Below are 24,221 nucleotides of genomic sequence, written 5' to 3'. Positions count from 1 at the left end.
TTCCTCTTGAGAGCCGCAGGATTGCGGTGTCGGGTTATCCTTAGCCCGGTTTAGCTTATGCGCGGGAACGATAACACAACTTCATAGAAAGAAAGAAACGTCACAAGTCGATGACATCAATACATGTTTAACGTGTTTTAGCTTTTTAAGCCTCGACCAGCTTCGCGCGGATCATACCGCGCAGCGAATTGCCGACGAGAATGTTGCGCGCGCTTTTGAGCGCTTCAACGGTAACGATACCCTCTTCGACGACATTGTTGTTCAGCAATTCGCGGCGCAACACTCCGTCAAGGAGGCCGCATGAAAGAGCGGGTGTCGTGCAGGTCGTGCCGCCAACATCGAGAAATATCGACGTAATTGTTCCTTCGCAGACTTCGCCCCGATCATTGAGCAGGATGACCTCGTCGACCTCCGCCGGTGAATACTCCTCGCGTGCGGCGATATAAGCCTGCCGCCGCGTCGTTTTGTGACGCAGCAGGAGATCGTTGTGATCGAGATGTGTGCGGGCAATTGCGATCCGCCAGATCGTCTGGCAGGAGAGTGGTTCGTATGGAGTGCTGGAGACCGTGGCGACCCCGTCCGGCGCAAGCGTCAGCCGCAGTTTCAGGGCTTGTTCACCGGTTCCGCTTTCCGCAATCTTCTGCCGGACGGCTTCCATATTGCAGGAAAAGCCAAGTTCACGGACAGAATTCTCAAGCCGCGCCATATGCAGATCGAAGCGCAAAACGCCGGAGAGCGGCTCCCAGCGCATGGTTTCGATGAGCTGATAATCCGGCTCCATGATTACGGCCTGTGCCCCATGTGGCTCGACAATGCCGCGAACCGTGCTTTCAGAAGACATTCCTCGTACTCCGCTTGCGCCGTGGAATCGAAGACCACGCCACCCCCGACATTGAAGATCGCACGATTTTCATCGAGAAGCGAGATCGTGCGAATAGCAACGTTGAAACGCATCCGTCCGCTTGGCTCGATCCAGCCGAGCGAGCCGCAATAGATGTCGCGCGGCCCGGTTTCCAGCTTGCGCAAGATTTCCATGGCGCTGATCTTCGGCGCGCCGGTGATCGAGCCGCACGGGAACAAGGCGGCAAAAAGCGAACGCAGTGGCAGGCTTTCTTTCAGCCTGGCCCGCACGCGGCTGATCATCTGGTGAACCGTAGGATAGGTTTCGACGCGGAAGAGTTCCGGCACGTCCAGCGATCCCACTTCGCTGACAAGCGAAATGTCGTTGCGAAGCAGATCGACGATCATGCGGTTTTCGGCCTGGTTCTTCGGGTCGTTCAGCAGAAACTGGCGGTTCTGCTCGTCTTCTTCAGGTGTCGCACCGCGCGGCATGGTGCCTTTCATCGGATGGGTTTCAATCCACCCGTCGCCGTCGACTTCAAAGAAAAGTTCCGGCGAGCGCGACAGGACAATCGGCCCACCGAGATCGCAATAGGTCGCATAGCGGACCGGCTGGCGCTTTGCGAGCATGTTGAACAGAATCAGCGGATCGCCGCCCCATTCCGCATGGATCGGAAAGGTGAGGTTGCCCTGATAGCAATCGCCTTCGCGCAAGTGCTGGTGCAAGCGTTCGAAGCGGGGCGCATAGTCGTCAAACGACCATTGCGCGACCGGATTGCGCAGAAAGGTGGCATTGTCTTCGCCGCGGCCGTGCATAGACTGGTCGGAAGGGCCATCGAACACGCCGAAGCAGAGAAGCGGGGCATCGCGCCCCTCTGGCAGCAACGGCTTCAGCTTGGGCTCGAGAAGATAGCCGGCTTCATAGGATAGATAACCCGCAAGCCATTTTCCGGCATTATGGGCCGCCTGCATCGCATCCCATGCGGGTTCAAATTCATCAGGTATGTCGGCGCGAATGATCGATGAGGGGGCCGTGAAAAGCACATCGCGGCCCGCCTTGTCATCCCGGAACAGGATAAGCGGCTTATTGCTTTGGTGAGTCACGCAAGTGCTCAGTCTTCCATGGCTTCAAGCTCGTCGATGATGCCTTCGATCACCGACAGGCCCTTGCTCCAGAAATTCGGATCGCTTGCATCCAGACCGAACGGCGCAAGCAATTCCTTGTGGTGCTTGGTGCCGCCAGCCTTCAGCATGTCGAAATACTTCTGCTGGAAGCCCTTTTCCGAGTTCTGGTAAACCGCATAGAGCGAGTTCACCAGACAGTCACCGAAAGCATAGGCATAGACATAGAACGGCGAATGGATGAAATGCGGGATATAGGTCCAGAAGGTCTCGTAACCCGGATTGAGATTGACGGCATCGCCAAGGCTTTCGCGCTGTACATCCATCCAGATTTCGCCGATGCGCTCAGACGTCAGTTCGCCTTCGCGGCGCTCGGTGTGGACACGACGCTCGAACTGGTAGAAGGCGATCTGGCGCACGACCGTGTTAATCATGTCCTCGGCCTTCTGTGCCAGCATGGCCTTGCGCTCGCGCTTGTCTTTCGTGCGCTCCAGAAGCGAACGGAAAGTCAGCATTTCGCCGAATACGGATGCGGTTTCAGCAAGCGTGAGCGGCGTTGAAGCCATCAACGCGCCCTGACCGCCCGCCAGAACCTGATGCACGCCATGACCAAGCTCATGTGCCAGCGTCATCACATCGCGCGGCTTGCCCATATAGTTGAGAAGCACATAGGGATGCGCAGACGGAACAGTCGGATGCGCAAAAGCACCGGGCGCCTTGCCGGGGCGGACTGGCGCGTCAATCCAGTTCCTGTCGAAGAACTTCTTCGCAATCTCGGCCATTTCCGGTGCGAAATTGCCATAGGCGGACAGCACCGTTTCGCGCGCTTCATCCCACGAGATAAGCGCCTGCGGCGTTTCCGGCAACGGCGCATTGCGATCCCAGTTTTCAAGCTTTTCAAGGCCGAGCCATTTGGCTTTCAAGGCGTAATAGCGGTGCGAAAGGCGCGGATAGGCATCTTCCACCGCCTTGGCCAGCGCGTCCACCACTTCCCGCTCGACGCGGTTGGCGAGGTGACGGCTATCGGCAATATCCTGAAAACCGCGCCAGCGATCGGATATTTCCTTATCCTTGGCCAGCGTGTTGGTAATCAGTGTGAATGTGCGCAGATTGGCTGCAAAAGTTTTTGCCAAGGCTTCAGAGGCCTTTTTGCGCACAGCGCCATCGGCATCCTGAAGCATGTTCAGCGTCGGCTCGATGCTCAGCTCCTCGCCGTCGATTTCAAAGCGAAGACCCGACATGGTTTCATCGAACAGCCGGTTCCAGGCGCTATAGCCGGTAATCGACTTTTCATGGAAAAGCTGCTCCAGCTTGTCATCGAGCTGGTACGGCTTGTCCATACGCAGATCGGTCAGCCATGGGCGGTAATGGCCAATGGCCGCATTGTCGTTCATCGCCTTTTCGAGAATAGCATCGTCGATGCGGTTCAGTTCCAGGCCGAAGAAAATGAGATGGGTGCTGGCGTCGGTGAGCTTCTGCTGCACGTCGCCGAAAAGCTTCATACGCTTCGGATCAGACGTGTCGCCGTAGTAATAGAGGCCCGCGAAGGAGCCGATACGGCCCATCAGTTCGTCCAGCGCCTCGAATTCCTTGATCGCATCGACGAAATTGCCGCCATTTGCCTTGGCTGCTTCATCGCCGAGCTTGCCTTTCCAGCGTTCCTCGAAAGCCGCTGCATCCTTCATGGCCTTTTCGATGTCGCTTTTCAGTTCCGCGCTGTCCGCAGACGGATAAAGATCGCCCAGATTCCATTCTGGCAGGGCGCCTAGGTCGGTCTTTGCGGCGGCAACCGCATCGCCGGCAGGTGCGTGTAAAACTTTGTTGAAGGAAACGGATTCTGAAAAGCGGGTCATGAACATACTCCTATTAGGTTCCTTCTCGCATGTCTTGCCAGGATCGCCAAGAGGTGGGAAAAGCGCCTCGCATTCTTGCTATGTTATGTCTGGCGGTGGATTGCAGAAAGCAAATGCCTGAATCAGAAAGTGGATTCAGGATACAAATTTTGTGAATGGGACACTAAGGCACATTTTAGTACCTTGCATTCGTTGAAGGCTTGGCCCCAAATAACGCGCCTGGAATATGAGACATTTAAACTGTTTAAGGATTTTGGGCGCGGGAACTCCATAGGTTGATGATAGCTGTTAATGGCCACGCGCATACTCATAGCGGATGACGATCCGATTCATCGACGCAATCTGGAAGCGATAGTCATGCGCATGGGCTATCGGACCATTCTTGCGGATGGCGGAGCAAGCGCACTCAGCTTTGTAAGCCAGCGCAAGGACATCGTCCTGATGCTGCTCGATCTGTCGATGCCGGACATGGATGGCCTGACCGTTTTGCGCCGGATGCGCGAAGCTGGAAATAATGTTCCCGTTATCGTTCTGGTTCAAAACGATGATCTGCAGCCGGTTCTACAGGCAATGAAAATGGGTGCGGTCGATTTCGTGACCAAGCCGGTTGCCTTCGAGCGCGTACAGGTGTCCGTTTCCAATGTGCTGAAGATTGACGCGCTGACGCAGGAGATCCGTCGCGCTCGCTCATCCCTGAAATCTCATCTCACGCTGTCCGACATGGCGATCAAGAGCCCGGAAATGGAGCGGATCGGCATTCTGGCGCGTCGCGCTTCGGCGCTCGATGCGCCGCTTCTGATCGAGGGAGAGCCCGGCAGCGGCAAGGAAACGCTGGCGCGCGCCATTTGCAGTGGCGGTGCCCGCTGGCGCGGTCCTTTCGTGACGGTCGATTGTCGCACCCTGACTGTGGAGAATGCCGACGAAGTCTTTTTCGGCTTTTCGACGGCACGGCGCGACCGCCGTGAGGATGATGTCATCCGCAGCCTCGGAAAGCTTGTGGAAGCCGATGGCGGTACGCTTTTCCTTGATGAGGTGGGCGCGCTGCCGCGCCATACGCAGATCAAGCTTTTTGCCGCCATGCAGTCCGGCCAGTTCGAGGCTGGCGGTGGAGGTGAGCGCACGCTTTCCAATGCCCGCATCATGGCATCGAACAGTCGTCCCCTGGCCGATCTCGTTGATATGGGGCGTTTTCACGCCGGTCTCTACCATTTGCTCGGCTCTTTTGCCGTCGCCATGCCGCCGCTGCGTAATCGCCTGGAAGATATCCCGATCCTGCTGCATCAGTTCATGATGCGCTATGTCAGCGAAGAGCGGGTGGGGCACATAACCGGCATCACCACCCATGCGCTGGAAAAGCTGAAGACCTATCATTGGCCCGGCAATGTGCGGGAGCTGAAAAATGCCGTTTATCGCGCCGTCCTTCTCTGCGAAACTGGCGAACTGACGGCGGCTGACTTCGCACAGATCGGTACAGGGACCGAGACGGCAAGGACTGCACAGCAGTCCGCGCGGTTCAATCTTGTCGATCACGATCCAAGCGTGAGCGCTTCGGCAGGCTTGTTCAGCGGGGTCGATGGAGCAGGTGAGGTGCGCACGCTTGCTGCGGCCGAAGAAGAGATGATCCGGTTCGCGATCGCTCATTATGACGGTCAGATCAGCGAGGTTGCCCGGCGTTTAGGTATCGGAAGAACCACGCTTTACCGGAAATTGAAGGAATATGGCATCGATGTGGCGTCGATTTCCGGCAAGGGGTTGGGGGGTGAGGAAGAGGGTGAAAACACCCCTTTCAACCGTGCCGCCAGCTAGTCAAACCGCATCTAACTGATTGAATTTTAGTTATTTATGATGGATTCGCTGTAGCCCTTCGCAGGTGGTGTTGCGGATTAAAGACTGTTAATAATTTTTTAACCATGGTGAAAATAGATGCACGTGTGTGGCTTTTTTGCCATGGTGTTTCCTCATTTGTTGTTCACTAAGCGTCCATTAACCATTAAATCCGACAATCGGAGCTCGAGCGGAACTGGGACGCAGGCTTTTTGTGGCACCACAAAGAAAGTCCCGAGGGATGCCTGGAGAATGCTTCTGGGGCGGAAAAACGGTAAGGCGATACGATTCGATGAACAGCATATCGACCATTAAAGCGCGCTTTGCGAAGGTTTGGACCGGGATGAAGGCATCTATGTCTGTTCCGTCTGCCCTTGCCGCTGCTGCGGTTCTCATGGCGCTGTCTCCTTCGCAGGCTTCGGCTGAAACCCGTTCTCTCAAGCTTTATTACGTCCATACGGGCGAAAAGGCGGAAATCGTTTTCAAGAGGAACGGGCGCTTCGATGCCCAGGGCTTGAAGAAGCTGAACGTTTTCCTGCGTGACTGGCGCCGTAACGAGCCGACAAAGATGGACCCGCGCCTGTTCGATCTGGTCTGGCAGGTTTATCGCTCCAGCGGATCGAGCCAGTATATCACTGTCGTCTCCGCTTATCGTTCACCGGCCACCAACGCCATGCTGCGTTCGCGCTCGGCGCATACCGGGGTTGCCAAGAAGAGCCAGCACATGCTTGGCCGCGCAATGGACTTTTACATCCCCGGTGTTCCACTGGCGAAGCTGCGCGGCATCGGCATGCGCTATCAGATCGGTGGTGTCGGCTATTATCCGCGTTCCGGTTCGCCATTCGTCCATATGGACGTCGGCAATGTTCGCTCCTGGCCGCGCATGAGCCGTCGCGAGTTGCTCGCACTGTTCCCCGATGGCAAGACTGCCCACCTTCCGGCAGACGGCAAGCCGTTGCCTGGCTATGAGCAGGCACTGGCCATGATCGAAAAGCGCAAGGCTGGTGGCGGCGAGGTCATGGTGGCCAGCAATTCCGCCCCACGTCGCAGCAAGAGCCTGTTCGGTGCATTGTTTGGCGGCGGCGCTGATGAAGAAGAAGATACTGGCGATGTAGGTGCCCCACCGGCGACCGCCCGTCCGGCTCGCGCAGCGCCTGTGCGTCAGGCCCCGGAAGCGGTTCCGGAGGAGCCGGTCCAGCAGCCGCGTGAAACCATGGTTGCCGCTCTGCCAGCCCGTGACGCTCCGCTTCCAGTGCAGGCGCCGCGTCCGGAAACGGGCCTTGATGCCCAGGCGCAGGCCGCAGCCGAAGTTCCGGTTGCTGCGCTCAATGTTCCGATCCCGGCCCGCAAGCCGGCAATGGCACCGCAGGATGCCGTTGCGCTGGCCGCAGCCGAACCTGCCGCCGATGCCGCGGCTGCCGCCCGCGCTGCGGTCGATGCGAACACGGTTCAGGTTGCCGATGCCGGTACGCCTTCGCCGCTGATGAATGGTTTTGTGCCGATCCCATCGGCCCGCCCACAGCTTGAAACGGACAATGTGCAGCTTGCAGCCGCAGTGATCCCGTCGGCACGTCCGGCACGTCCGGGTGAAAACCCTGCCGCAAGCGGTCAGGACGCGATTGCCGCGCTGGTCAATAGCGAGCAGGCCGAACCGACCCAGGTTGCCGATGCAGGCAATGTGGCTGTGCCTCAGCCGGGTGAAACGGCAGCTTTCCCGCTGCCGAAGGAAGCGCCGCGCGCCAATACGCAACTTGCCTTGCTTTCCAAGAAAGACGAGATCGGTGAACTGATCGCACCGCCTTCGGACGACGATTATGACAGCAAGCCGGTTGCAGATGCTGCGCCGAAACAGGTTCCGGCACCGGTGCAGACGGCTTCGGTTGCCCGTACGGCATCGGCCAAGCCCACGGCGACCGCACCAGCAGCAGTCCATAAACAGGTCGCGGCGATTGGCAAGGCCGCCGAAACCGGCGTCCGCACCACCGCTAAAGGCGGGCGTTATGTGGCCAAGGCTCAGTCCAAGCCGCGTGCGGTTGTCCAGCCAGCCGTGATGCCGACTTCGGAAGTCGCTATGTCGACGGAATCAGTGTCGAGCACCGTGCCGGTGACCAATCCGGTCTTGCGCAATGATGCAATGCGCTCTGCACCGGCCATGGTCTACACGGCAGGGTTCCAGCGCGGCAATCTGCCGACTGAACGCGCCAACCAGTTCAGCGGTAATGCCGTTACCTTCCTGACGGTGGCCAAGTTCACGGAAACCAACTGACCGTCGGCCATTCGAAAAGACCAAAAGAAAAGGGGCCTTCGAGGCCCCTTTTGCATTCCTATCTGGCCTTGTTCAGCTTTTCAGATCAGCCGCTTCACTTGCAAGATCGGTGATTGCATCCCAGTCGCCAGCTTCAACGAGTTCCTTTGGTGCAACCCACGAGCCGCCGACGCAGACGACGTTGGGCAGCGATAGATAGCTCTTGGCGTTGGCAAGGCTGATGCCGCCTGTCGGGCAGAAGACGGTTCCAGCCAGCGGTGAGGACAGCGCTTTCAGAAACGATGCGCCGCCTGCCTGTTCAGCGGGGAAGAATTTCAGATGGGTATAGCCTTCTTCGCGCAGCGCCAGCATCTCGCTCGGCGTGATCGCAGCGGGCAGAAGCGGCACGTCGCTGTCATTGGCCGCGGCAACGATATATTTCGTCGCGCCGGGGCTGACGATGAAGCGCGAACCAGCCTTCGCTGCATCCTCATATTGCTTGGCATTGAGGATCGTGCCAGCGCCGACGATTGCTTCCGGTACTTCCGACGCAACCGCGCGGATGGCATCAAGTGCCGCAGCCGTGCGCAGGGTGATTTCGATTGCGGGCAATCCGCCCTTGGCAAGCGCGCGTGCCAGCGGAACAGCATGCTCCACCTTGTCGATCAACAGAACCGGAATGACCGGCTGGCCTGTCATGATGGGGACGAGAAGATCGGTTTTCTGGGACATCGGCTTGCTCGGCTGTTTGAGTGTATAAATCGATTTAAATCTCCTTCGACGGTTTGTCCACCACCGAAGGGATTGTTGTCATGCGGCTCTTTTAAAACTGTCGAGCTGCTTTTGCCAGCGCTGAAAGGCTTCGGCCATCCGCTTGTCATATTCGTTGCGGGCAAAAGCCGGGCCGTTATAGCGCCGGGCGAATTCACTCCAGTTGCGAGCCTTCAGCACATCCAGAAGTCCTGCCTTTTCAATAAAGCGCAGCATCAGCCGCGCCTGCCCGGCAACCGATCCGCGTGCTTCCGCCACAAGTTCATCGACAGTGGCATAACCAAGCCATTGCCAATGCGCACCCATAACCTGCCCCAACCCCCAGGAGGTGGATTCAAGCGCTGCCTTTTTGCTCAAGCCCATCGCACGTTCAAGCAGAAGCCAGCGCGCGGTTTGCGATTTCGGATTACGTATCTGGCCTGCGACTGGCGCCGACAGGCCGTTGGTTCTGGCATAGTCGCGCAGACGGCCGGACAGCCTGCGGTCGAAATAATGGCCCTCGAACCGGATGGCCGGTTCCTTGCCTCCGTTGATATCGAACAGCGCCCGCCCGCCGCTTTCCACTTCCGCAGTTGCCAGCAAGGCCGCCGGGTCGGTTTCCGCCTCGTTTGCCATTGTCACCAGGGCTGCAATCGTCTGGCTGTCGAACATGTATTTCTCCTCGAAAAGTTGCTCTTCGAAGCGGATTTTGAGGCGACTTGGCCGCATGAGGATAAAGTTGACTTGAATTCGCCGTGTGTGGGGGCTAGTTGCGGGGTAAATTTTCAAAGAAGATAGAACCGATGAGCAATTTGCCTTTCACCGTTGCCGCCCTTTATTGCTTTGCGCCGCTCCCGCAATATGAAAGCCTGCGCGAGCCGCTGGCGCAGCTTTGCTGCTCAAATGGTATCAAGGGAACGTTGCTTCTGGCGGCGGAAGGCATCAACGGAACTGTTGCAGGCACTGCCGAGGCGATTGAGAAACTCGTGCAGCACATCACGGCTATCCCCGGTCTGGCTGACCCGGAGCTCAAATATTCCCATGCGACCGAAATGCCGTTCCATCGCATGAAAGTGCGGCTGAAGCGTGAGATCGTCACCATGGGTGTCGATGGTATCGATCCGCTGAAAAGCGTCGGCACCTATATTGCGCCGCAGGACTGGAACGCACTCATCGCCGATGAGAACACCGTCGTGGTCGATACGCGCAATGATTATGAATATGCCATTGGCACATTCGAAGGAGCGCTCGACCCTCAGACCAAGACTTTTCGCGAGTTTCCCGAATGGGTCGAACAGAACCGCGACAAGCTGGAAGGTAAGAAAATTGCCATGTTCTGCACGGGCGGTATTCGTTGCGAAAAGGCGACGGCCTTCGTCAAGGGGCTCGGCTTCGACGATGTCTTCCATCTCAAGGGCGGTATCCTGAAGTATCTTGAAGAAGTCCCGCGCGAGGAAAGCATGTGGAACGGCGAGTGCTTCGTGTTCGATGAGCGCGTTGCCGTAGGCCACGGCCTTGCTGAAAGCGACGTTGAACTTTGCCGTGCCTGCCGTCGTCCGATTTCGCCCGAAGACAAGCTTTCGCAGTTTTTCGAGGAAGGCGTTTCCTGTGCCGGTTGTTATGACGAACGCACGCCGGAAGATCGCGCACGTTACGCAGAGCGCCAGAAGCAGGTGAAGCTTGCCGAGCTGCGCGGGGCGCATAAACACATCGGTAGCTGACGGCGTTTTGCGGCAATGATCTAAAGCGCATCCCGAAAAGTGTGAAACGGTTTCGGACAAGATGCGCGTCAGAACAAAACAATAGAGCATTTCCAATGTTTTAATCAAAACAGGAAATGATCTATTGCCGCATATGCCCGCATAGGGCTGGTCAAACAGATTTCATCGCATTATGGTGGCTCTGGTTCCGGAACGATCTGAATTCGTTACGGAATTTTGGGCGGCTTTTGCATGGACGCCCGTGCATCAAGGGTCTGACGGCATCCGGGTCGCGTTTGCCTCCATCACACCCATCATCGCAAGTCGGGGCATAGGAAATCTCCCATGCTCGCACAGAAACAACGCCGGCTTTCCGGCGGATGATGGTTTGCCCGTTGCTACGGGCAATATGGAGGACATTTATGAAAAAACTGATCGCCGCATTTCTCATCACCATTGCTGCGGGGGCCGCCTCGGTCGCTCACGCTGCCGAGAAGGTGACTGTTTTCGCTGCCGCCAGCATGAAAGACGTTATCGAGGAAGCCGCCAGGCAGATGAAGGCCAAGGACGGCACTGAAGTGGTTGCGTCGTTTGCGTCTTCGTCGGTTCTGGCCAAGCAGATCGAGCAGGGCGCTCCGGCGCAGATTTTCATTTCCGCCGATCTCGACTGGATGGATTATGTCGAAAAGGCCGATGCCATCGACAAGGCTTCACGCAAGGTGATCGCTGGCAATGCGCTGGTGATTGCAACGCAGAAAGACACGCCGAAGGGTGACGCCAAGGAGCTTTTGAGCGCCGGTCGCTTTGCCATGGGTGACCCGTCGAATGTCCCGGCGGGCAAATACGGCAAGGCAGCGCTTGAAAAGCTCGATATCTGGAAGGATGTCGAGAAGAATGCAGTCTTTGCCGAGAACGTGCGCGTTGCGCTGCAATATGTCAGCCGCGCCGAAGTGAAGGCTGCCATCGTTTACGCGTCGGACCGTGCCGCAGCACCGGAACTGGTCGAAGTCTATCGCTTCCCTGCTAGCAGCCACGCACCGATCCTTTACCCGGCAGCGCTTGTTGCGAAGAACGAAACCGATGCTGCCAAGGCTTTCCTTGCTTTCCTTGAAAGTGATGCCGGTCAGGCGATCATCAAGGACAAGGGTTTCGTGGGAGCTGCGGAGGCTGCTGAATAATGATGGCCAAAGATGATTGAGAGTAATGTCTGGCAGATTGTGTCTCTGTCGCTCCGGGTTGCCGGAATAGCTATCATTGTCGCGCTGCCAGTTGCCTTTATCGTCGCCTGGATTCTTGCCCGGTTCAATTTTCCGGGCAAGTCTCTGGCGCAGGCTATCGTCACCATGCCGCTGGTCCTGCCGCCGGTGGTGACGGGCTATCTGCTTTTGATCCTGTTCGGGGCGCGAGGCGCCCTTGGTGCACCCTTGCAGGAATGGTTCGGCCTTTCCTTTTCCTTTCGCTGGACGGGTGCCGCACTTGCCGCCGGAGTCATGGCGTTTCCGCTGCTTGTTCGCCCGATACGGCTTTCGATAGAGGGGCTGGATCGCGGGCTTGAAGAAGCGGCGCGCACGCTTGGCGCCAGCCGCTTCACGGCCTTCTTCACGGTCATTCTGCCGCCCTTGTTGCCCGGTGTGCTGGCTGGCGCAGTGCTTGGCTTTGCCAAGGCGCTGGGTGAATTTGGCGCCACGATAACCTTTGTTTCCAACATTCCAGGCGAAACGCAGACCCTTTCGCTTGCCATCTATGCCCTGATGCAGACCCCATCGGGCGATGCCGAAGCATTCCGCCTGATCGCCATATCTGCAGCTATCTCGATTGTGGCCGTGGTCCTTTCCGAATGGTTGCAACGCAGGCTTGCAGGAGCAACGAAATGAGCGGGCTTGCTGTCTCAATTACGGGCCGCAATGGCAGGTTTCCTGTTGAGGCCGATTTCGCTGCCGACTGGGGTGTGACCGCGTTGTTCGGTCATTCCGGCGCGGGCAAGACGACGCTTCTGAAAATGATCGCCGGAACACTTCGTCCAGAGAGCGGGCGCATTGCGGTCGGTGATTTCACGTTGTTCGATGCCGAAAAGGGCATCAATCTGCCACCGGAAAAGCGCCGCATCGGCTATGTATTTCAGGAAGCGCGGCTTTTCCCGCATATGAGCGTCAAGCGGAACCTGACTTATGCGCGCTGGGCCGGACATAGACAGGCGACGCGTAGCTTCGATGAGGTGGTGGCGCTGCTCGGTATCGACCATCTTCTTGACAGGCGGCCGTCGACGCTTTCCGGCGGCGAGCGCCAGCGTGTCGCCATTGGCCGCGCGCTCTTATCCGATCCGGCGCTGCTTTTGCTGGACGAGCCGCTTTCATCGCTCGACCATGCGCGCAGGCAGGAAATCCTGCCCTTCATCGAGCGTCTTCGCGATGAAAGCCACGTGCCGATTGTCTATGTGAGCCATGAAATCGATGAAGTCGCGCGACTTGCCGACGAAATCGTGCTTCTGTCTGCTGGACGGGTGACGGCAAGCGGTGCGGCGGCGGATGTGTTTCCGCTGATCGACGCAGAGGGCGAGGGCGGCGGCGTGCTGCTGGAGGGGATGGTTTCGTCCTATGACGAGCGCTACAAGCTGGCGGAAATCGATCTCGGTGGCGCGTCATTCCAGCTCAGCGATGCAGGGCTCAAACATAACATGCATGTGCGGTTGCGCGTGCGAGCACGTGACGTCTCCATAGCGCGCAAGGCGCCGGAGAAGATCAGCATCCGCAATGTGCTGCCGGTGACCGTCACTGCCATTACGATGGATGACGGCCCGAATGCCTATGTTTCGCTGGACTTTCAGGGACGTCGTCTTGGTGCGCGGCTGACGCGGCGCTCGGTTGACGAATTGGCGCTGCGATCGGGGGACCATGTGGTTGCGCTGGTGAAGGCGGTTTCCGTCGATCGGGCAGCTATTCGGGAAAAATGACGCGGGGACAATAATCCGGTTTTCGGCCCGCCTCTTTTATGCTCCTGTCTCTGGCGAATGGGAGAATATGCATGACTGATTTGCAGAACTGGACGCCGCGCCCCAAGCCGGAACGCAAAGTGCTTGAAGGCCGTTATGTGCGGCTGGAACCGCTGGACCCGAAGAAGCATGGGGACGAACTTTTCGCCGCTTCATCGGTTGCTGATGCGGATCAGCGCTTTACGTGGCTGTTCGAGTTTCCGCCTGCAACCCGAGAAGAATTCGAGCCCTGGCTGGAAAAGGTAGCGAAGAGCGAAGACCCGCTGTTCTTCGCTGTCGTAGACAAGGCAAGCGGCAAGGTTGCCGGACGCCAGACCTTGATGCGCATCGACCCGACCCATGGCGTTATCGAAATCGGCAACATCTATTGGGGACCGCTGATTTCGCGCAAGCCTGCTGCCACGGAAGCGCAGTTCCTGTTCATGCAGTATATTTTCGATGAGCTTGGCTATCGCCGCTACGAATGGAAGTGCCACAACGAAAACGAACCTTCCAAGCGGGCTGCCGAACGTTTCGGCTTTTCGTTCGAGGGAATTTTCCGCCAGCATATGGTGGCGAAAGGCAAGAACCGCGATACGGCGTGGTTTTCCATTCTCGACAGCGAATGGCCTGCCTTGAAGAAAGCCTATCAGGCATGGCTTGCGCCGGAAAACTTTGATAGTGACGGTCAGCAGAAGAAGAAGCTTGAGGAGTTTCGTGATCTTGGCTGAGCCTAAGAAGAGCAACCCGGCAATTGCCGCTGCCATTATCCTGATCGGCTTCGGGGTGCTTGCCTATTTCGTGCCCAGCATCATGCTGGCGCTGGGCGAACGCTCGCAAATCGCGGCGATCATCTTCCCGATTGTTTTCGTTCTGAGCTTCTTCGCCATTTTCTGGCTGCGCTCGCGCCGTCAGAACAAGGATTAACCAACAAGCGAAGCGCTGAGCAGCAGAGCGCCAGTCAGCGCGATGAACAGGGCGGCGGCAACTTCGATTGCCGCCTTCAGGCGTCCCGACATGGCACTGCTTCCTGCAAATCTGAGTGCCGTGTTCTTTGCGGTGACGGCCAGCGTGGCGAGAACAGCCACGGTGATGAATGTGCCGAACGCCATGGCGAAAACCGAGAGAAGCCCGCCGACCATCAGGCCATTCAACAACGCAAACGTCAGCACGATCAGCGCACCGGAGCAGGGACGCAGGCCCACCGAGAAAATCGCCGACCACGCCGTTTTCCAGTTGAAATCGTCGCCGAGCGTCGACGGATCGGCAATATGGGCATTGCCGCATGCGGCGCATACATCGCCTTCGCCGATGAAAATATGATCCGATGCAGCGGCCGTTGCGGGTTTGTAGTTGAGCTTTACCGTACTTCCGACCGCTGCCGCGCGCGTGGTTTGCGAAATGCTGCCCTGCCATGCCGGGCCGGAAGCCATTGCCGGTTCGGGTGCTGCGGCAAAAAGCGATGAGGCCGGGCTGGGGTTTGCATTGTCCTGCTTCTTGAAAAGCAGCGGCAATTTGCGCGCCAGAAGCCAGAGGCCAAAAAACAGGACAAGTGCAAAACTGGCGATTTCCATGTAGCGGGCAGTCTGGTTCATGGAAATGCCGGTGCCGCGCAACAGGAACCATGCGAGGCCGACGACCGCAATCGCCATGATCGCCTGCAAAAGCGATGAAATGAACGACAGGAAAATGCCGCGCCGGAGCGCCGTTTCATTGGCGATCATATAGGAGGAGATGACAGCCTTGCCGTGGCCGGGCCCTGCCGCATGAAAAATGCCATAGATGAAGGAGAGCCCGATCAGAACCGAAGCCTGCCATGGATCTTCGCGCATGGCTTTCAGCGCGTTGGTCATGGCGAGATAAAACGAGCGCTGCTGCTCGTTCATCCAGAGAATGATATGCGCGAAAGGCCCGGTTGGCTTCATCGCCACCTCATTCGCGCCAATGCCGAGCGATGATTGCGCATAGGCTTGCGCAACGATCATCGTAAGGCAAAGAGCTAGAATGAAGGTAGCCGGTTTTCTCATCAGCCTGTCTTTCCCTTCGGTTCACAGTCTATCTCAAGACGGGTGGCGAATATTTTCGACATGTCCGTGCCTGCCGGATCGTTGAAGAAGGCATCGGTCAGTGTTGCCTGGTTCTGCGCCAGCGCCTCATCCGGATTGGGGCGTATGACCTTGGAGGTGCAGCCTGCGGGCAGGCCTTTTACAACCAGATCGCCGTCATTCATGTAATCGATGGCGGTATAGAAAGTCGGATCATAGACGCCGAAGCTGACCTTGTGTCCTGCCGCCAGTTTCAGCGGCTTTTCAGGCTTGCTGGTAAAAACGATCAACAGGCGATTATCGGTGAAATCGGCTGCAAGGTCGGTTGGCCTCGCCATTTTAACGTCTTTGCCATTGTCCAGAACGGTCTGGAAATATTTGAATTCGGCAATCGAACTATTGATGACATGACCAAGGTCGATCAGTTCATTCTTATCGAGTTGCAGGTCGCCGTTCTTGTCGAATTCCATCAGCACGGTCGAGGAGAAAACGTCGTCGAAACGCCATACATGCGCAAGCTGCTGCACAGTGCCGTCAGGTGCGATGGTCAGTTCCAGTCGTGCGTCAGCAAAGACATGCGGATGAGCGAGCGCAGCCGTCGGCAAAAGACCGGCCAGCAACGCAGTTGCTGCAGCCCGGATGGAACCATGCTTGAGCCGAGAGGAAACCACCATAGAAAATTCCATCAGATAACGCTTATGCCCGAAGGCGGCGAAAGTGCGACGCTTTACTTGTTTTATCGTACATCTTAGTCCTGAAAACCGTTTCACACTTTTCGGAATGCGCTCTATTCCCTCTCCTTGAACCATTGGGTCAGAAAATCGACCAATGCCCGGATTTTTGCCGGCAGATAGCGCCGATGCGGATAGACCGCATAGATGCCGCCATCCTTCACAATGAATTCGTCCAGACAGGCGACCAGCCTGCCGCGCTCGATTTCTTCTTCGGCAATGAAAGCTGGCAGCATGCAGAAACCGAGGCCGGCCAATGCAGCGTTCTTGGTGGCGACCGGGCTGTTCACCTCAATCGGACCGTTGACGGGAACGGTCATCATCGAACCATCGGTATTACGGAAATGCCAATTGTTGCGCGAGCGTGCATTGGTGTCGATGATGCAGGGCCGATCCGCCAGATCTTCTGGACGTTCAGGCTTGCCGACGCGGGCGATGAGTTCGGGCGCGCCGCACAGGATGGAGTGGAACGGTGACAGGCGCTTGGCAATGAGGGAAGAGTCCTGCAAGCGCGTGATGCGGATCGCAAGGTCGAAGCCTTCTTCCACCAGATCGACAAACCGATCATCCAGCCGAACGTCGAGCACGATTTCCGGATGGGCGAGGCAAAAGTCGATCAGCGACTGGCCAATCACGGCATCCGCAAAAGTGCGCGGGGCCGACAGTTTGATGCGCCCGCGCGCATCTGAACTGGTTTCGCTGACAGCATCTTGCAGCGCGTCGATCTCGCGAATGATTTCAACTGCGCGGTGATAATAGGTGTGCCCGGCTTCGGTCAGCGAGAACTGACGGGTTGTCCGGTTGAGAAGCCGTGCGCCGAGTTCGTCTTCCAGTTCCCGCACATATTTGGAAAGAAGTGCCTTGGAGCGCCCGATTTTTCGCGCGGCGGCGGAAAAGCCTTCCGCCTCGACCACGTCGATGAAGGCGCGCATACGTGTGAGGGTGTCCATGGTCTAGCCCCGCTTCCCAATGATGTTTTTGGCCAGTGCGATCAGCGCCCGGTCGCTGCCGCGTGGTCCGATGAAGGAAATGCCGAAAGGTGCGCCCTGCACCTGTCCCAAAGGTAGTGTGATCTGCGGCAGGCCGGAAAGCACCGAAATACAAAGCAGGCGCAACGCCTGCTCGCGATAGGCTTGCAAGGTCTCGAAAGGCTCTTTTGTCAGCGGAGCAGCACCCGGTACAGTCGGCAATGCCAGCACGGCGTCATTTCCGATAATCTGTTCCAGTTCCTGCGTGAATTGTGCCCGGCGCACACGCTGGCTGGCGACGAGATCAGCGGCGATTCCCGCACCGAAGGCAAAACGATCCGCGACGCCGGGGCCGAGCTTGCGATCACCTGACGAAATCCAGTCACCATGCGTCGCCCAGGCTTCCGCGCCTTGAATGTGGCGGAAGACCAGATAGAGTTCGTCTATCGAGAGCGTCGGCTGGCTCGCCGCCTTGAGACCCGCGAATTGCGGGCGCACTTCGGCAAACATGGCGCGATAGGCGTCTGTTTCTTCCTGGCCGAGCAGAAGCTGTTCCAGAACTGGCATATAGAGCAGTTGCGTCAGCCTGAATTCTCGGGCGTCGTCGCCAAGCAGGAGTGAGCCGACCCGGTCGTAAAGGTCGATATCGCGTGCAAACCATCCAATCGTATCGAGCGAGGGCGCAAGCGGCATGATGCCTTCGAGCGGAATGCGGCCGTGGGTGGTGCGCAAGCCCACGAGACCGCAAAAGCTTGCAGGCGCCCGAATGGAGCCGCCCGTGTCGGAGCCGAACGCAATGTCGGCAATTTTGCCCGCCACTGCCGCCGCTGAACCGGACGATGAGCCGCCAGTGACGCGGTCCGGCGCTGCCGGATTGATCGGATAGGGGAAATGCGAATTCTGCCCCATCAGGGAAAAGGCAAGTTCGTCAGTCTGCGCCTTGCCGACAAATTCGGCGCCTGCGGCGAGAAGCTTCTCTACCACCGGAGCCGACTTCTCGGCGCGAGGTGATTCGGCCTCGATCTGCGGATTGCCGCATCCGGTTGTCATTCCGGCGACGTCATAAATGTCTTTTACGGCCAGCCGCTCACCTTTAAGCAGTCCGTCCGACGCATGAACGGGTGACTTTTCGGGTTTTGCAATGATGGCATTGAAGGGATCGAAACTGGCCATTGTTCACAACATGCAGCAATTAACGGTCTATTTACGCTCTTTCGAGACGGATATGCGCTGAGAATGTTTCACTAATATTGAACAATGGCAAGCGTGTCGTTCAACCTGATCCGGCCAAAAATAAATTCGTCCGGAGAAATTTTTGTCATTGAATGGACACGACTTTGCGCTTATATCGCGCTTGCCCAAAGTCGCACGTGCCTGTGGGTGTCCGCCGATCCTCGAATGGTGAGGAATTCGGTACGGTACCTGGACCTAACCGCTCCAGTCGATCTGTTGGCCAACCGCCAGATCGAGGACATCTTGAAGCAACGACGGTGCGGGCCTTTCTAGTGTCTTTCGGCTGTCCAAAAGCCGAAATTACTGAAGAGGCACACCTTCATTGCCAGAAGTGCGGATGCGGTTCTCCAATTCCAATCCAAGGCAGACAAAGCGGAGTAACGCGGACTTAGCGTTGTTCCATCGCCGCATGAGTTTTCGCGTGACATCAGCACCTCCAAAGGCTGGCCTCACCGTGGATGCGCTTATGCTTACTTTGTCTCTTAGAGAATTTCGGGTCCACGGAAGACCCGGTCCGATTCCCTAAGTGTTTTTTCGCGCAACCTTTTTCGGGATTGCGCTCCAGATGCGGCAGATCAAGCCGTGCGGGAGAACGACCATGGCAACGCAGCGTATCATCGACTTCCTCAACACCCGCCGTCCGGACGGTCCTTGCCTCGTCGTCGACACCGACGTCGTGCGCGACAACTATCAGAGCTTCGAGAAGGCTTTGCCCTATTCGCGCATCTTCTATGCGGTGAAGGCAAATCCTGCGCCGGAAATCCTGCGCCTGCTCGCTTCGTTGGGCTCGTGCTTCGATACCGCTTCTGTTGCTGAAATCGAAATGGCTCTGGAAGCAGGCGCGACGCCAAACCGTATCTCCTATGGCAACACCATCAAGAAGGAGCGCGATATTGCGCGCGCTTTCGAGTTGGGTATTCGCCTTTATGCAGTCGATTGCGTTGAAGAAGTCGAGAAGATTGCCCGTGCTGCTCCCGGCAGCCGTGTGTTCTGCCGTGTGCTGACGGACGGTGAAGGTGCTGAATGGCCGCTGTCGCGCAAGTTCGGTTGCGTGCCTGCCATGGCCATCGACGTTCTGCGCCGCGCAAAGTCGCTCGGTCTGGATTCCTACGGTGTATCGTTCCATGTCGGCTCGCAGCAGACGGACCTTACCGCATGGGATCGCGCGCTCGGCGATGCGGCATCGGTGTTCCGCACCCTTGCTGACGAAGGCATTGTTCTGCGCATGGTCAATATGGGCGGCGGGTTCCCGACCCGTTACCTCAAGGACGTACCGACCGCACAGGCCTACGGCATGGCGATCTTCGATGCGCTGTCCAAGCATTTCGGCAACCGTATCCCGGAAACCATTATCGAACCGGGCCGTGGCATGGTCGGCAATGCAGGCGTGATCAAGACCGAAGTGGTTCTGGTCTCGCGCAAGGCGGACAATGACAATGTGCGCTGGGTCTATCTCGACATCGGCAAATTCGGCGGTCTCGCCGAAACCATGGACGAGGCGATCCGCTACCAGATCGTGACCCCGCATGACGGCAGCGAAACCGAACCATGCGTGCTGGCTGGCCCGACCTGCGACAGTGCGGACGTGCTTTATGAAAAGACGCCGTACCCGCTGCCGGTCTCGCTGACCATCGGTGATGAAATCCTCATCGAAGGCACGGGCGCATACACCACCACCTATTCGGCGGTGGCGTTCAACGGCTTCGAACCGCTCCGATCCTACGTCATCTGATCATTCAGACTTGGTATGATCCCGAAAAGTGGGAACCGGTTTTCGGATTAGATCATACCTTTGAAAGTCCCGAATGATCCTCTCAATCCGCCCAGTGCTGCAAGGCGCTGGGTGGGGTGTGCTGCTGCCGCTTTGCGGGGATAGATGTCATGAACGTAACTCTGGAAATTCAGGAAAATATCGCAACTGTTGTCGCTCCGGCTTTCACAATAGCGGGCGAAACGCTGGAGCACGTGCTTGCGCGCGAAGCTTTGCTTGATCGTGCGATGGGCGAGGGCCGCCGTCGGAAATCATCGGAGAAGCTGCGTCGCGGTCGCCTGCCTGCAGAAGGTCTGGCGTTTTCAGCGGTTGGTAATGACGGCCTGCTTACGGGCACAGTGCGGCTGTGGAACGTCCATGCCGGTCTGGATGCTTTCGGCTTTCCGGTGTCGGCCTTGCTGCTCGGACCGTTGGCGGTCGATCCTTCCGCTGCCGGTTGCGGTATCGGTTCGGCGTTGATGCGTCATGCAATCGATCAAGCAAAAGACCGCGGCCATGGTGCAATCCTGCTCGTCGGTGATCCGGAATATTATAAGCGCTTCGGTTTTACCGCTGAAAAGACCGGGGATCTCGCCATGCCCGGCCCTTATGAGAAGCGGCGCTTTCTGGCGCTGGAGTTGAAGCCCGGCCATCTTGACGGGACATATGGCATTCTGCGTGCCAGCGGACGCAAGGTGCCACGCGTCGAGACCTCTTTGCGGCAGTCCGCGTGAATTAAGATAAACGCAGCAGCCGTCCGAAGTTGCGGACGGCTGTAATCGCAAGCCCTGCGAGGAAGCCTGCGATCAGCCCGGCAATGACGATCAGCTTGCGCGATGTGCCTGCCGGATCAAGCGGCGGGCGGGCTTCCGACAGAACCCTGACATTGGCCGTATTCAGACCTTCCTGTTCGTTCGTTTCGCGCGAGCGCAGGAGGAAGGCTTCGTAGACCGAACGCCGCGCTGTCGCTTCGCGCTCAAGCTCACGCAATTTCACCAGATCGCCGCTATTGTTCGCCTGCTGCGATTTGAGTTGCGCCAGACGGGCGGTCAGGTCTTTTTCCTGCTGTACGGACCGGGCGACCTCGACTTGCAGCGAGGAGCGTATGCGCCGCAATTCGGCATCGATGTCGTTTAAAACCGTGCCGGCCTGCGATTGTGCCTGAATGAGTGACGGATGGCGTGGCCCAAGCTGGGTGGACAGGCCGCTTGCCGTCTGGCGGGCCTGTGCATATTGGGCGCGCAGCGCCGTCAGCGTGTTGGAGCGCAGGTCTTCCGGCAAAACCCCGGACACCACGCTGTCGGAAGTGGCACTGCTGAGCACCTGCACGCGGGCCTGAAGCCGCATCGTTTCGGCACGCTGGTTAGTCAGCTGGTCGTTGAGACGCGTCAGGTCGTTGTCGCTGATCAGCTTACCGTCCACATTGACGAGATCATGCGAGGCGCGAAAGTCAGCCGCTGCGCGCTCCGCCTGCTCGACATTGGCGCGCATATCGGCAAGGCGGTTCGACAGTTCGTCCGAAGTGCGCCGTGCGGCATCGGATTGCAGCGATGCAAGCTCGCTCTGGAAAACAGAACTGATGGTGTTCGCAAGCGATGCAGATTTCTGTGGGTCTCGCGTTTTCACCGAGATCGAATAGATGAAGGTCTTGGCGTCGCGGCCAATGGCGATGCTCTTGTGCAGATTATACAGAACGCGGGTTTGCAGCGTCTGGCTGTCGCTGGCCTTTCTGGGCGACATCATGTCCCTGATCTGTGCAAACAGCCCGGCAATGCCGGTCGGGACCAGAGTGCCGTTGAATTCGGGGTCTTTTGTCAGGTCTGTCTTGTCGATGACCTTCAGCAGCACGCTGCTGGAATCGATGATACGTGCCTGGCTTTCCGCAACGGCAAGCGACGCATCGGTCGGGAGCTGACCCGGCGTCAGTTCGTCTCCAACGGTCTTGATATTGCGCGGATCGACCAGAATATCGGTCGAAGCGACATACATCTGCGGCAGGGACAATGCATAGAGCGCTGCAACCACACCACCCAGCAACGTGCTGACAAGCAGGAGCCTGCGCGATCCTCGCAACACGTCGATAGCCATGCGCGGATCGATCAGCGGTTTCCACTCGGCATCCGGGACAGGTCTGTCAGCGACAGAACGCTCGCGCTCGACCAACTCGCGGACCGGCTCAGGGGGCGGAGCGGGAGTTTCGACTATGATTTTGCGGCGTTCGCGTTCCTGAACCTTGCGTTCCAGCTCCGCTTCGATCAGCGCGACGCGCTTTTGAAGCTCGGTGACATCGGCATCATCCAGTTCTTCTTCGAGAACGGATTTTGCAGGTTCTGGCGTTTCCTGCGTGGCATGATCGTGCTGGCGAAAGAATGCAGCGCGTTCATCCGGTGTCGCTGGCGGTGTCCATGGTGGTACGGTTTCGCTGTCAAGACGATTAGCCGGGCGAGCGCTGGAGCTACCAGTCGGGCGAACGTCGGAGAATGCGAGAAGAGGTTTCTCAACTCCCGCCTTTCTGCGCTCCTCGTGATCGCTCATCGCCGAAATCGTCCGTATCTGTAAGCCGTCTCTACCGTTTTCGGTATCAACCGCTGCTTTGAAATTCACAAGCCAAGGCTCAAGCATGCCAAACCGGAATCCGGTCAGCCCGCACCTGATGGCCGAATGTAATTTTTTATAGAAAACAAAACGTTAAAATAATGTCGAGGCGAAGTGCCAATTCCTTGAATCTGCAACTTTAGCTTTTGCTTGTTTACTCTTTGAGCTTGCAAAGAAGAGTTTAAGTCTTTTTAGCTAAACCCCGACTATGCCTCCGTTCCAATGAACAGGCACATGCACCAGACTATGATAGATGAGGCTCCTGTTGATAGCGAAAGCGCTCCGGAAACTGTCAGGCAATAACGCCGGAATGGTGCGTGATTACCTGTCCCTGTTTTCCGGCTCCGCTGGCAGGCTGGTCGTCTCACTCGTCTATTTCATCGCGCTTGCAAACACACTGCCGACCGGTGACTTCGGTATATTTGCCACCGCATCGGGCACAGGCGTGGTTCTGTCACGTCTCGTTTCTCTGGGCTTCAGTTCGCCGCTTTACCGCATATCAACGGTGAAGCCGCGCCTGCTCGGTATCTATACGGCTGGTTTTCTGGTCGCCCTCCTGGCTTCGCTGCCGCTGTTCGCGCTGGCGTCCTGGCTGGTCTATTTCGTCTTTTTCAGCCGCGACATTTCCTTTCTGCCTTTTGCGGTTGTGGTGTTTGCCGAGGCTTTGCTCTGGCGTTCGACGGAAATCATCATCATCGTCAACAACGGCCTGCGCCGGTTCGGCATATCGGCAGGACTAGTGATTTTCGGGACAGCGACGCGCGCCATGGCGGCAGTCCTGTTCATGTGGCTGGCGAGTGTTCATGACATCGCCCATTGGGCGTGGTGGTATGCGGCGGCCAATGGCGTTGCGCTGTTGACGGCGCTGAAATTCTTTCCGTCTATCCGTCTTCGTTTCAAACCAGCGCTTTATATGCGGCGGCTTTCCGATGCGATTGCGGTCATGGGGGCCGAACTGCTGTTCTATATTCAGGCCGAGCTCGACAAGCTGCTGGTGCTGACCGTCGGCGGGCCAGCGACGGCAGGTCTTTATGCGATCATCATGCGGCTTGTCGATCTGACGGCTCTGCCGGTGCGCTCCTTCAACATGATGCTGGTGCAAAAGCTGATGCGCACGCCGGACATGCTGTCCTCGTTGCGCATCCGCGCCGGGCTGGAACTTGCAGTCTTTGCCGTTTCGGTGGTGGGCCTCGGCGCGATGGTCGTGTTCCTGCAAATCTTCCCGAATGCACTCGGTTCAAGCGTTGCGCCGATTGTCGGGCTGCTGCCGCTGGTGCTGCTCGTGCCGGGATTCCGCAATCTCATCGAGTATCAGACGGAAATTCTTTATGCGCGCGGCCAGTCTGGTCTCAGGACGCTGAGCATGGTGCTGATGACTGCCGCCAAGGCATTCTTCGTCTGGCTTCTGCTGGTGAATTATGCCGATAATCACGACTGGATTCTCGGCCTCAATATCGTGTTTGCCGGGCTATATCTTCTGTCGCTGGTTTTCACCTATACGAGCATTCGTTTGCCGGCAAAGCGGGTTTAGGCATTGCCGCTAAAAGTGGGGACCGGCTTTGCGTTCGGAAATGCTGAAAAACAGATAGGGCGGTCT

The 24,221-nt window shown here is 57.6% G+C and carries 21 protein-coding genes; 11 read left to right on the top strand and 10 right to left on the bottom strand.

The features are described 5' to 3' along the window. Positions 1-145 precede the first annotated feature (145 nt). Genes F9K94_RS05900 through F9K94_RS05890 form a run of 3 tightly spaced genes read right to left on the bottom strand, consistent with a single transcriptional unit; the run spans position 146 to position 3,815 of the window. Positions 146-841, bottom strand: a complete 696-nt coding sequence (locus tag F9K94_RS05900) for an aminotransferase class IV family protein (RefSeq protein WP_151644255.1) — start codon at positions 839-841, stop codon at positions 146-148. After that, positions 784-1,944 (bottom strand): aminodeoxychorismate synthase component I, encoded by a 1,161-nt coding sequence (locus F9K94_RS05895; RefSeq protein WP_151644253.1) that lies wholly within the window; start codon positions 1,942-1,944, stop codon positions 784-786. Before F9K94_RS05895 ends, F9K94_RS05900 begins: the two co-directional genes overlap by 58 nt. A gap of 8 nt (positions 1,945-1,952) precedes the next feature. After that, the gene (locus F9K94_RS05890) at positions 1,953-3,815 is read right to left on the bottom strand and encodes a M3 family oligoendopeptidase (RefSeq protein WP_151644251.1); all 1,863 of its coding nucleotides are present in this window, start codon (positions 3,813-3,815) and stop codon (positions 1,953-1,955) included. 291 nt (positions 3,816-4,106) lie between these two features. Between F9K94_RS05890 and F9K94_RS05885 the strand changes: the two genes are divergently transcribed. Both F9K94_RS05885 and F9K94_RS05875 read left to right on the top strand, forming a co-directional pair. Continuing rightward, complete coding sequence (locus F9K94_RS05885) at positions 4,107-5,621, top strand: sigma-54-dependent transcriptional regulator (RefSeq protein ID WP_151644249.1); 1,515 nt, start codon at positions 4,107-4,109, stop codon at positions 5,619-5,621. A 361-nt stretch (positions 5,622-5,982) separates the two neighbouring features. Further along, on the top strand, positions 5,983-7,905 hold the full coding sequence (locus F9K94_RS05875; protein WP_151645300.1) for a DUF882 domain-containing protein: 1,923 nt from the start codon (positions 5,983-5,985) through the stop codon (positions 7,903-7,905). A 72-nt stretch (positions 7,906-7,977) separates the two neighbouring features. Here the strand turns inward: F9K94_RS05875 and F9K94_RS05870 are convergent, their stop codons facing one another. Both F9K94_RS05870 and F9K94_RS05865 read right to left on the bottom strand, forming a co-directional pair. Beyond that, entirely contained in the window at positions 7,978-8,616 is a 639-nt protein-coding gene (locus tag F9K94_RS05870) for a 2-dehydro-3-deoxy-phosphogluconate aldolase (protein ID WP_151644247.1), read from the bottom strand. A 78-nt stretch (positions 8,617-8,694) separates the two neighbouring features. Beyond that, positions 8,695-9,306 (bottom strand): N-acetylmuramidase family protein, encoded by a 612-nt coding sequence (locus F9K94_RS05865; protein ID WP_151644245.1) that lies wholly within the window; start codon positions 9,304-9,306, stop codon positions 8,695-8,697. 131 nt (positions 9,307-9,437) lie between these two features. Here F9K94_RS05865 and trhO point away from each other — a divergent pair, with 131 nt between their 5' ends. The 6 genes from trhO to F9K94_RS05830 all read left to right on the top strand — a co-directional run bounded on the left by trhO (position 9,438) and on the right by F9K94_RS05830 (position 14,229). Further along, the gene (gene trhO, locus F9K94_RS05860; RefSeq protein WP_151644243.1) at positions 9,438-10,355 is read left to right on the top strand and encodes an oxygen-dependent tRNA uridine(34) hydroxylase TrhO; all 918 of its coding nucleotides are present in this window, start codon (positions 9,438-9,440) and stop codon (positions 10,353-10,355) included. 401 nt (positions 10,356-10,756) lie between these two features. Continuing rightward, a complete protein-coding gene (gene modA, locus F9K94_RS05850) occupies positions 10,757-11,512 on the top strand; it encodes a molybdate ABC transporter substrate-binding protein (protein ID WP_151644241.1) in 756 nt (251 codons plus the stop codon). Positions 11,513-11,524: 12 nt separating this feature from the next. Next, positions 11,525-12,208, top strand: coding sequence for a molybdate ABC transporter permease subunit (modB, locus tag F9K94_RS05845; protein ID WP_151644239.1), 684 nt, complete (start codon positions 11,525-11,527; stop codon positions 12,206-12,208). Next, complete coding sequence (modC, locus tag F9K94_RS05840) at positions 12,205-13,284, top strand: molybdenum ABC transporter ATP-binding protein (RefSeq protein ID WP_151644237.1); 1,080 nt, start codon at positions 12,205-12,207, stop codon at positions 13,282-13,284. The genes modB and modC overlap by 4 nt, the downstream gene beginning before the upstream one ends. A gap of 71 nt (positions 13,285-13,355) precedes the next feature. Next, positions 13,356-14,033 carry a GNAT family N-acetyltransferase gene (locus F9K94_RS05835; protein WP_151644235.1) on the top strand — a complete coding sequence of 226 codons (678 nt, stop codon included), beginning with the start codon at positions 13,356-13,358 and terminating at the stop codon, positions 14,031-14,033. Beyond that, a complete protein-coding gene (locus tag F9K94_RS05830) occupies positions 14,020-14,229 on the top strand; it encodes a hypothetical protein (protein WP_151644233.1) in 210 nt (69 codons plus the stop codon). Before F9K94_RS05835 ends, F9K94_RS05830 begins: the two co-directional genes overlap by 14 nt. Here F9K94_RS05830 and F9K94_RS05825 read toward each other — a convergent pair. The 4 genes from F9K94_RS05825 to F9K94_RS05810 all read right to left on the bottom strand — a co-directional run bounded on the left by F9K94_RS05825 (position 14,226) and on the right by F9K94_RS05810 (position 18,219). Further along, a complete protein-coding gene (locus F9K94_RS05825) occupies positions 14,226-15,329 on the bottom strand; it encodes a nickel/cobalt transporter (RefSeq protein ID WP_151644231.1) in 1,104 nt (367 codons plus the stop codon). The genes F9K94_RS05830 and F9K94_RS05825 overlap by 4 nt on opposite strands. Beyond that, positions 15,329-16,033: a DUF1007 family protein gene (locus F9K94_RS05820; protein WP_151644229.1), complete on the bottom strand. Its 705-nt coding sequence runs from the start codon at positions 16,031-16,033 to the stop codon at positions 15,329-15,331. The genes F9K94_RS05825 and F9K94_RS05820 overlap by 1 nt, the downstream gene beginning before the upstream one ends. A 101-nt stretch (positions 16,034-16,134) precedes the next feature. Next, complete coding sequence (locus F9K94_RS05815) at positions 16,135-17,028, bottom strand: LysR family transcriptional regulator (protein ID WP_061347625.1); 894 nt, start codon at positions 17,026-17,028, stop codon at positions 16,135-16,137. Between the two features lie 3 nt (positions 17,029-17,031). Next, positions 17,032-18,219 carry an amidase gene (locus F9K94_RS05810; protein WP_151644227.1) on the bottom strand — a complete coding sequence of 396 codons (1,188 nt, stop codon included), beginning with the start codon at positions 18,217-18,219 and terminating at the stop codon, positions 17,032-17,034. 658 nt (positions 18,220-18,877) lie between these two features. Here F9K94_RS05810 and odc2 point away from each other — a divergent pair. Beyond that, entirely contained in the window at positions 18,878-20,011 is a 1,134-nt protein-coding gene (gene odc2 / locus F9K94_RS05805) for an ornithine/lysine decarboxylase (RefSeq protein ID WP_061347627.1), read from the top strand. A 149-nt stretch (positions 20,012-20,160) separates the two neighbouring features. Continuing rightward, a complete protein-coding gene (locus F9K94_RS05800) occupies positions 20,161-20,763 on the top strand; it encodes a GNAT family N-acetyltransferase (protein WP_061347628.1) in 603 nt (200 codons plus the stop codon). Position 20,764: 1 nt separating this feature from the next. Here the strand turns inward: F9K94_RS05800 and F9K94_RS05795 are convergent, their stop codons facing one another. Continuing rightward, positions 20,765-22,564: a GumC family protein gene (locus F9K94_RS05795; RefSeq protein WP_151644225.1), complete on the bottom strand. Its 1,800-nt coding sequence runs from the start codon at positions 22,562-22,564 to the stop codon at positions 20,765-20,767. A gap of 325 nt (positions 22,565-22,889) precedes the next feature. Between F9K94_RS05795 and F9K94_RS05790 the strand changes: the two genes are divergently transcribed. After that, complete coding sequence (locus F9K94_RS05790; RefSeq protein WP_151644223.1) at positions 22,890-24,155, top strand: lipopolysaccharide biosynthesis protein; 1,266 nt, start codon at positions 22,890-22,892, stop codon at positions 24,153-24,155. Positions 24,156-24,221: the final 66 nt, after the last annotated feature.

It is taken from the genome of Brucella tritici, assembly GCF_008932285.1.
Taxonomy (GTDB): Bacteria; Pseudomonadota; Alphaproteobacteria; order Rhizobiales; family Rhizobiaceae; genus Brucella; species Brucella tritici.
This window is presented reverse-complemented; position numbering and strand designations above follow the sequence as displayed.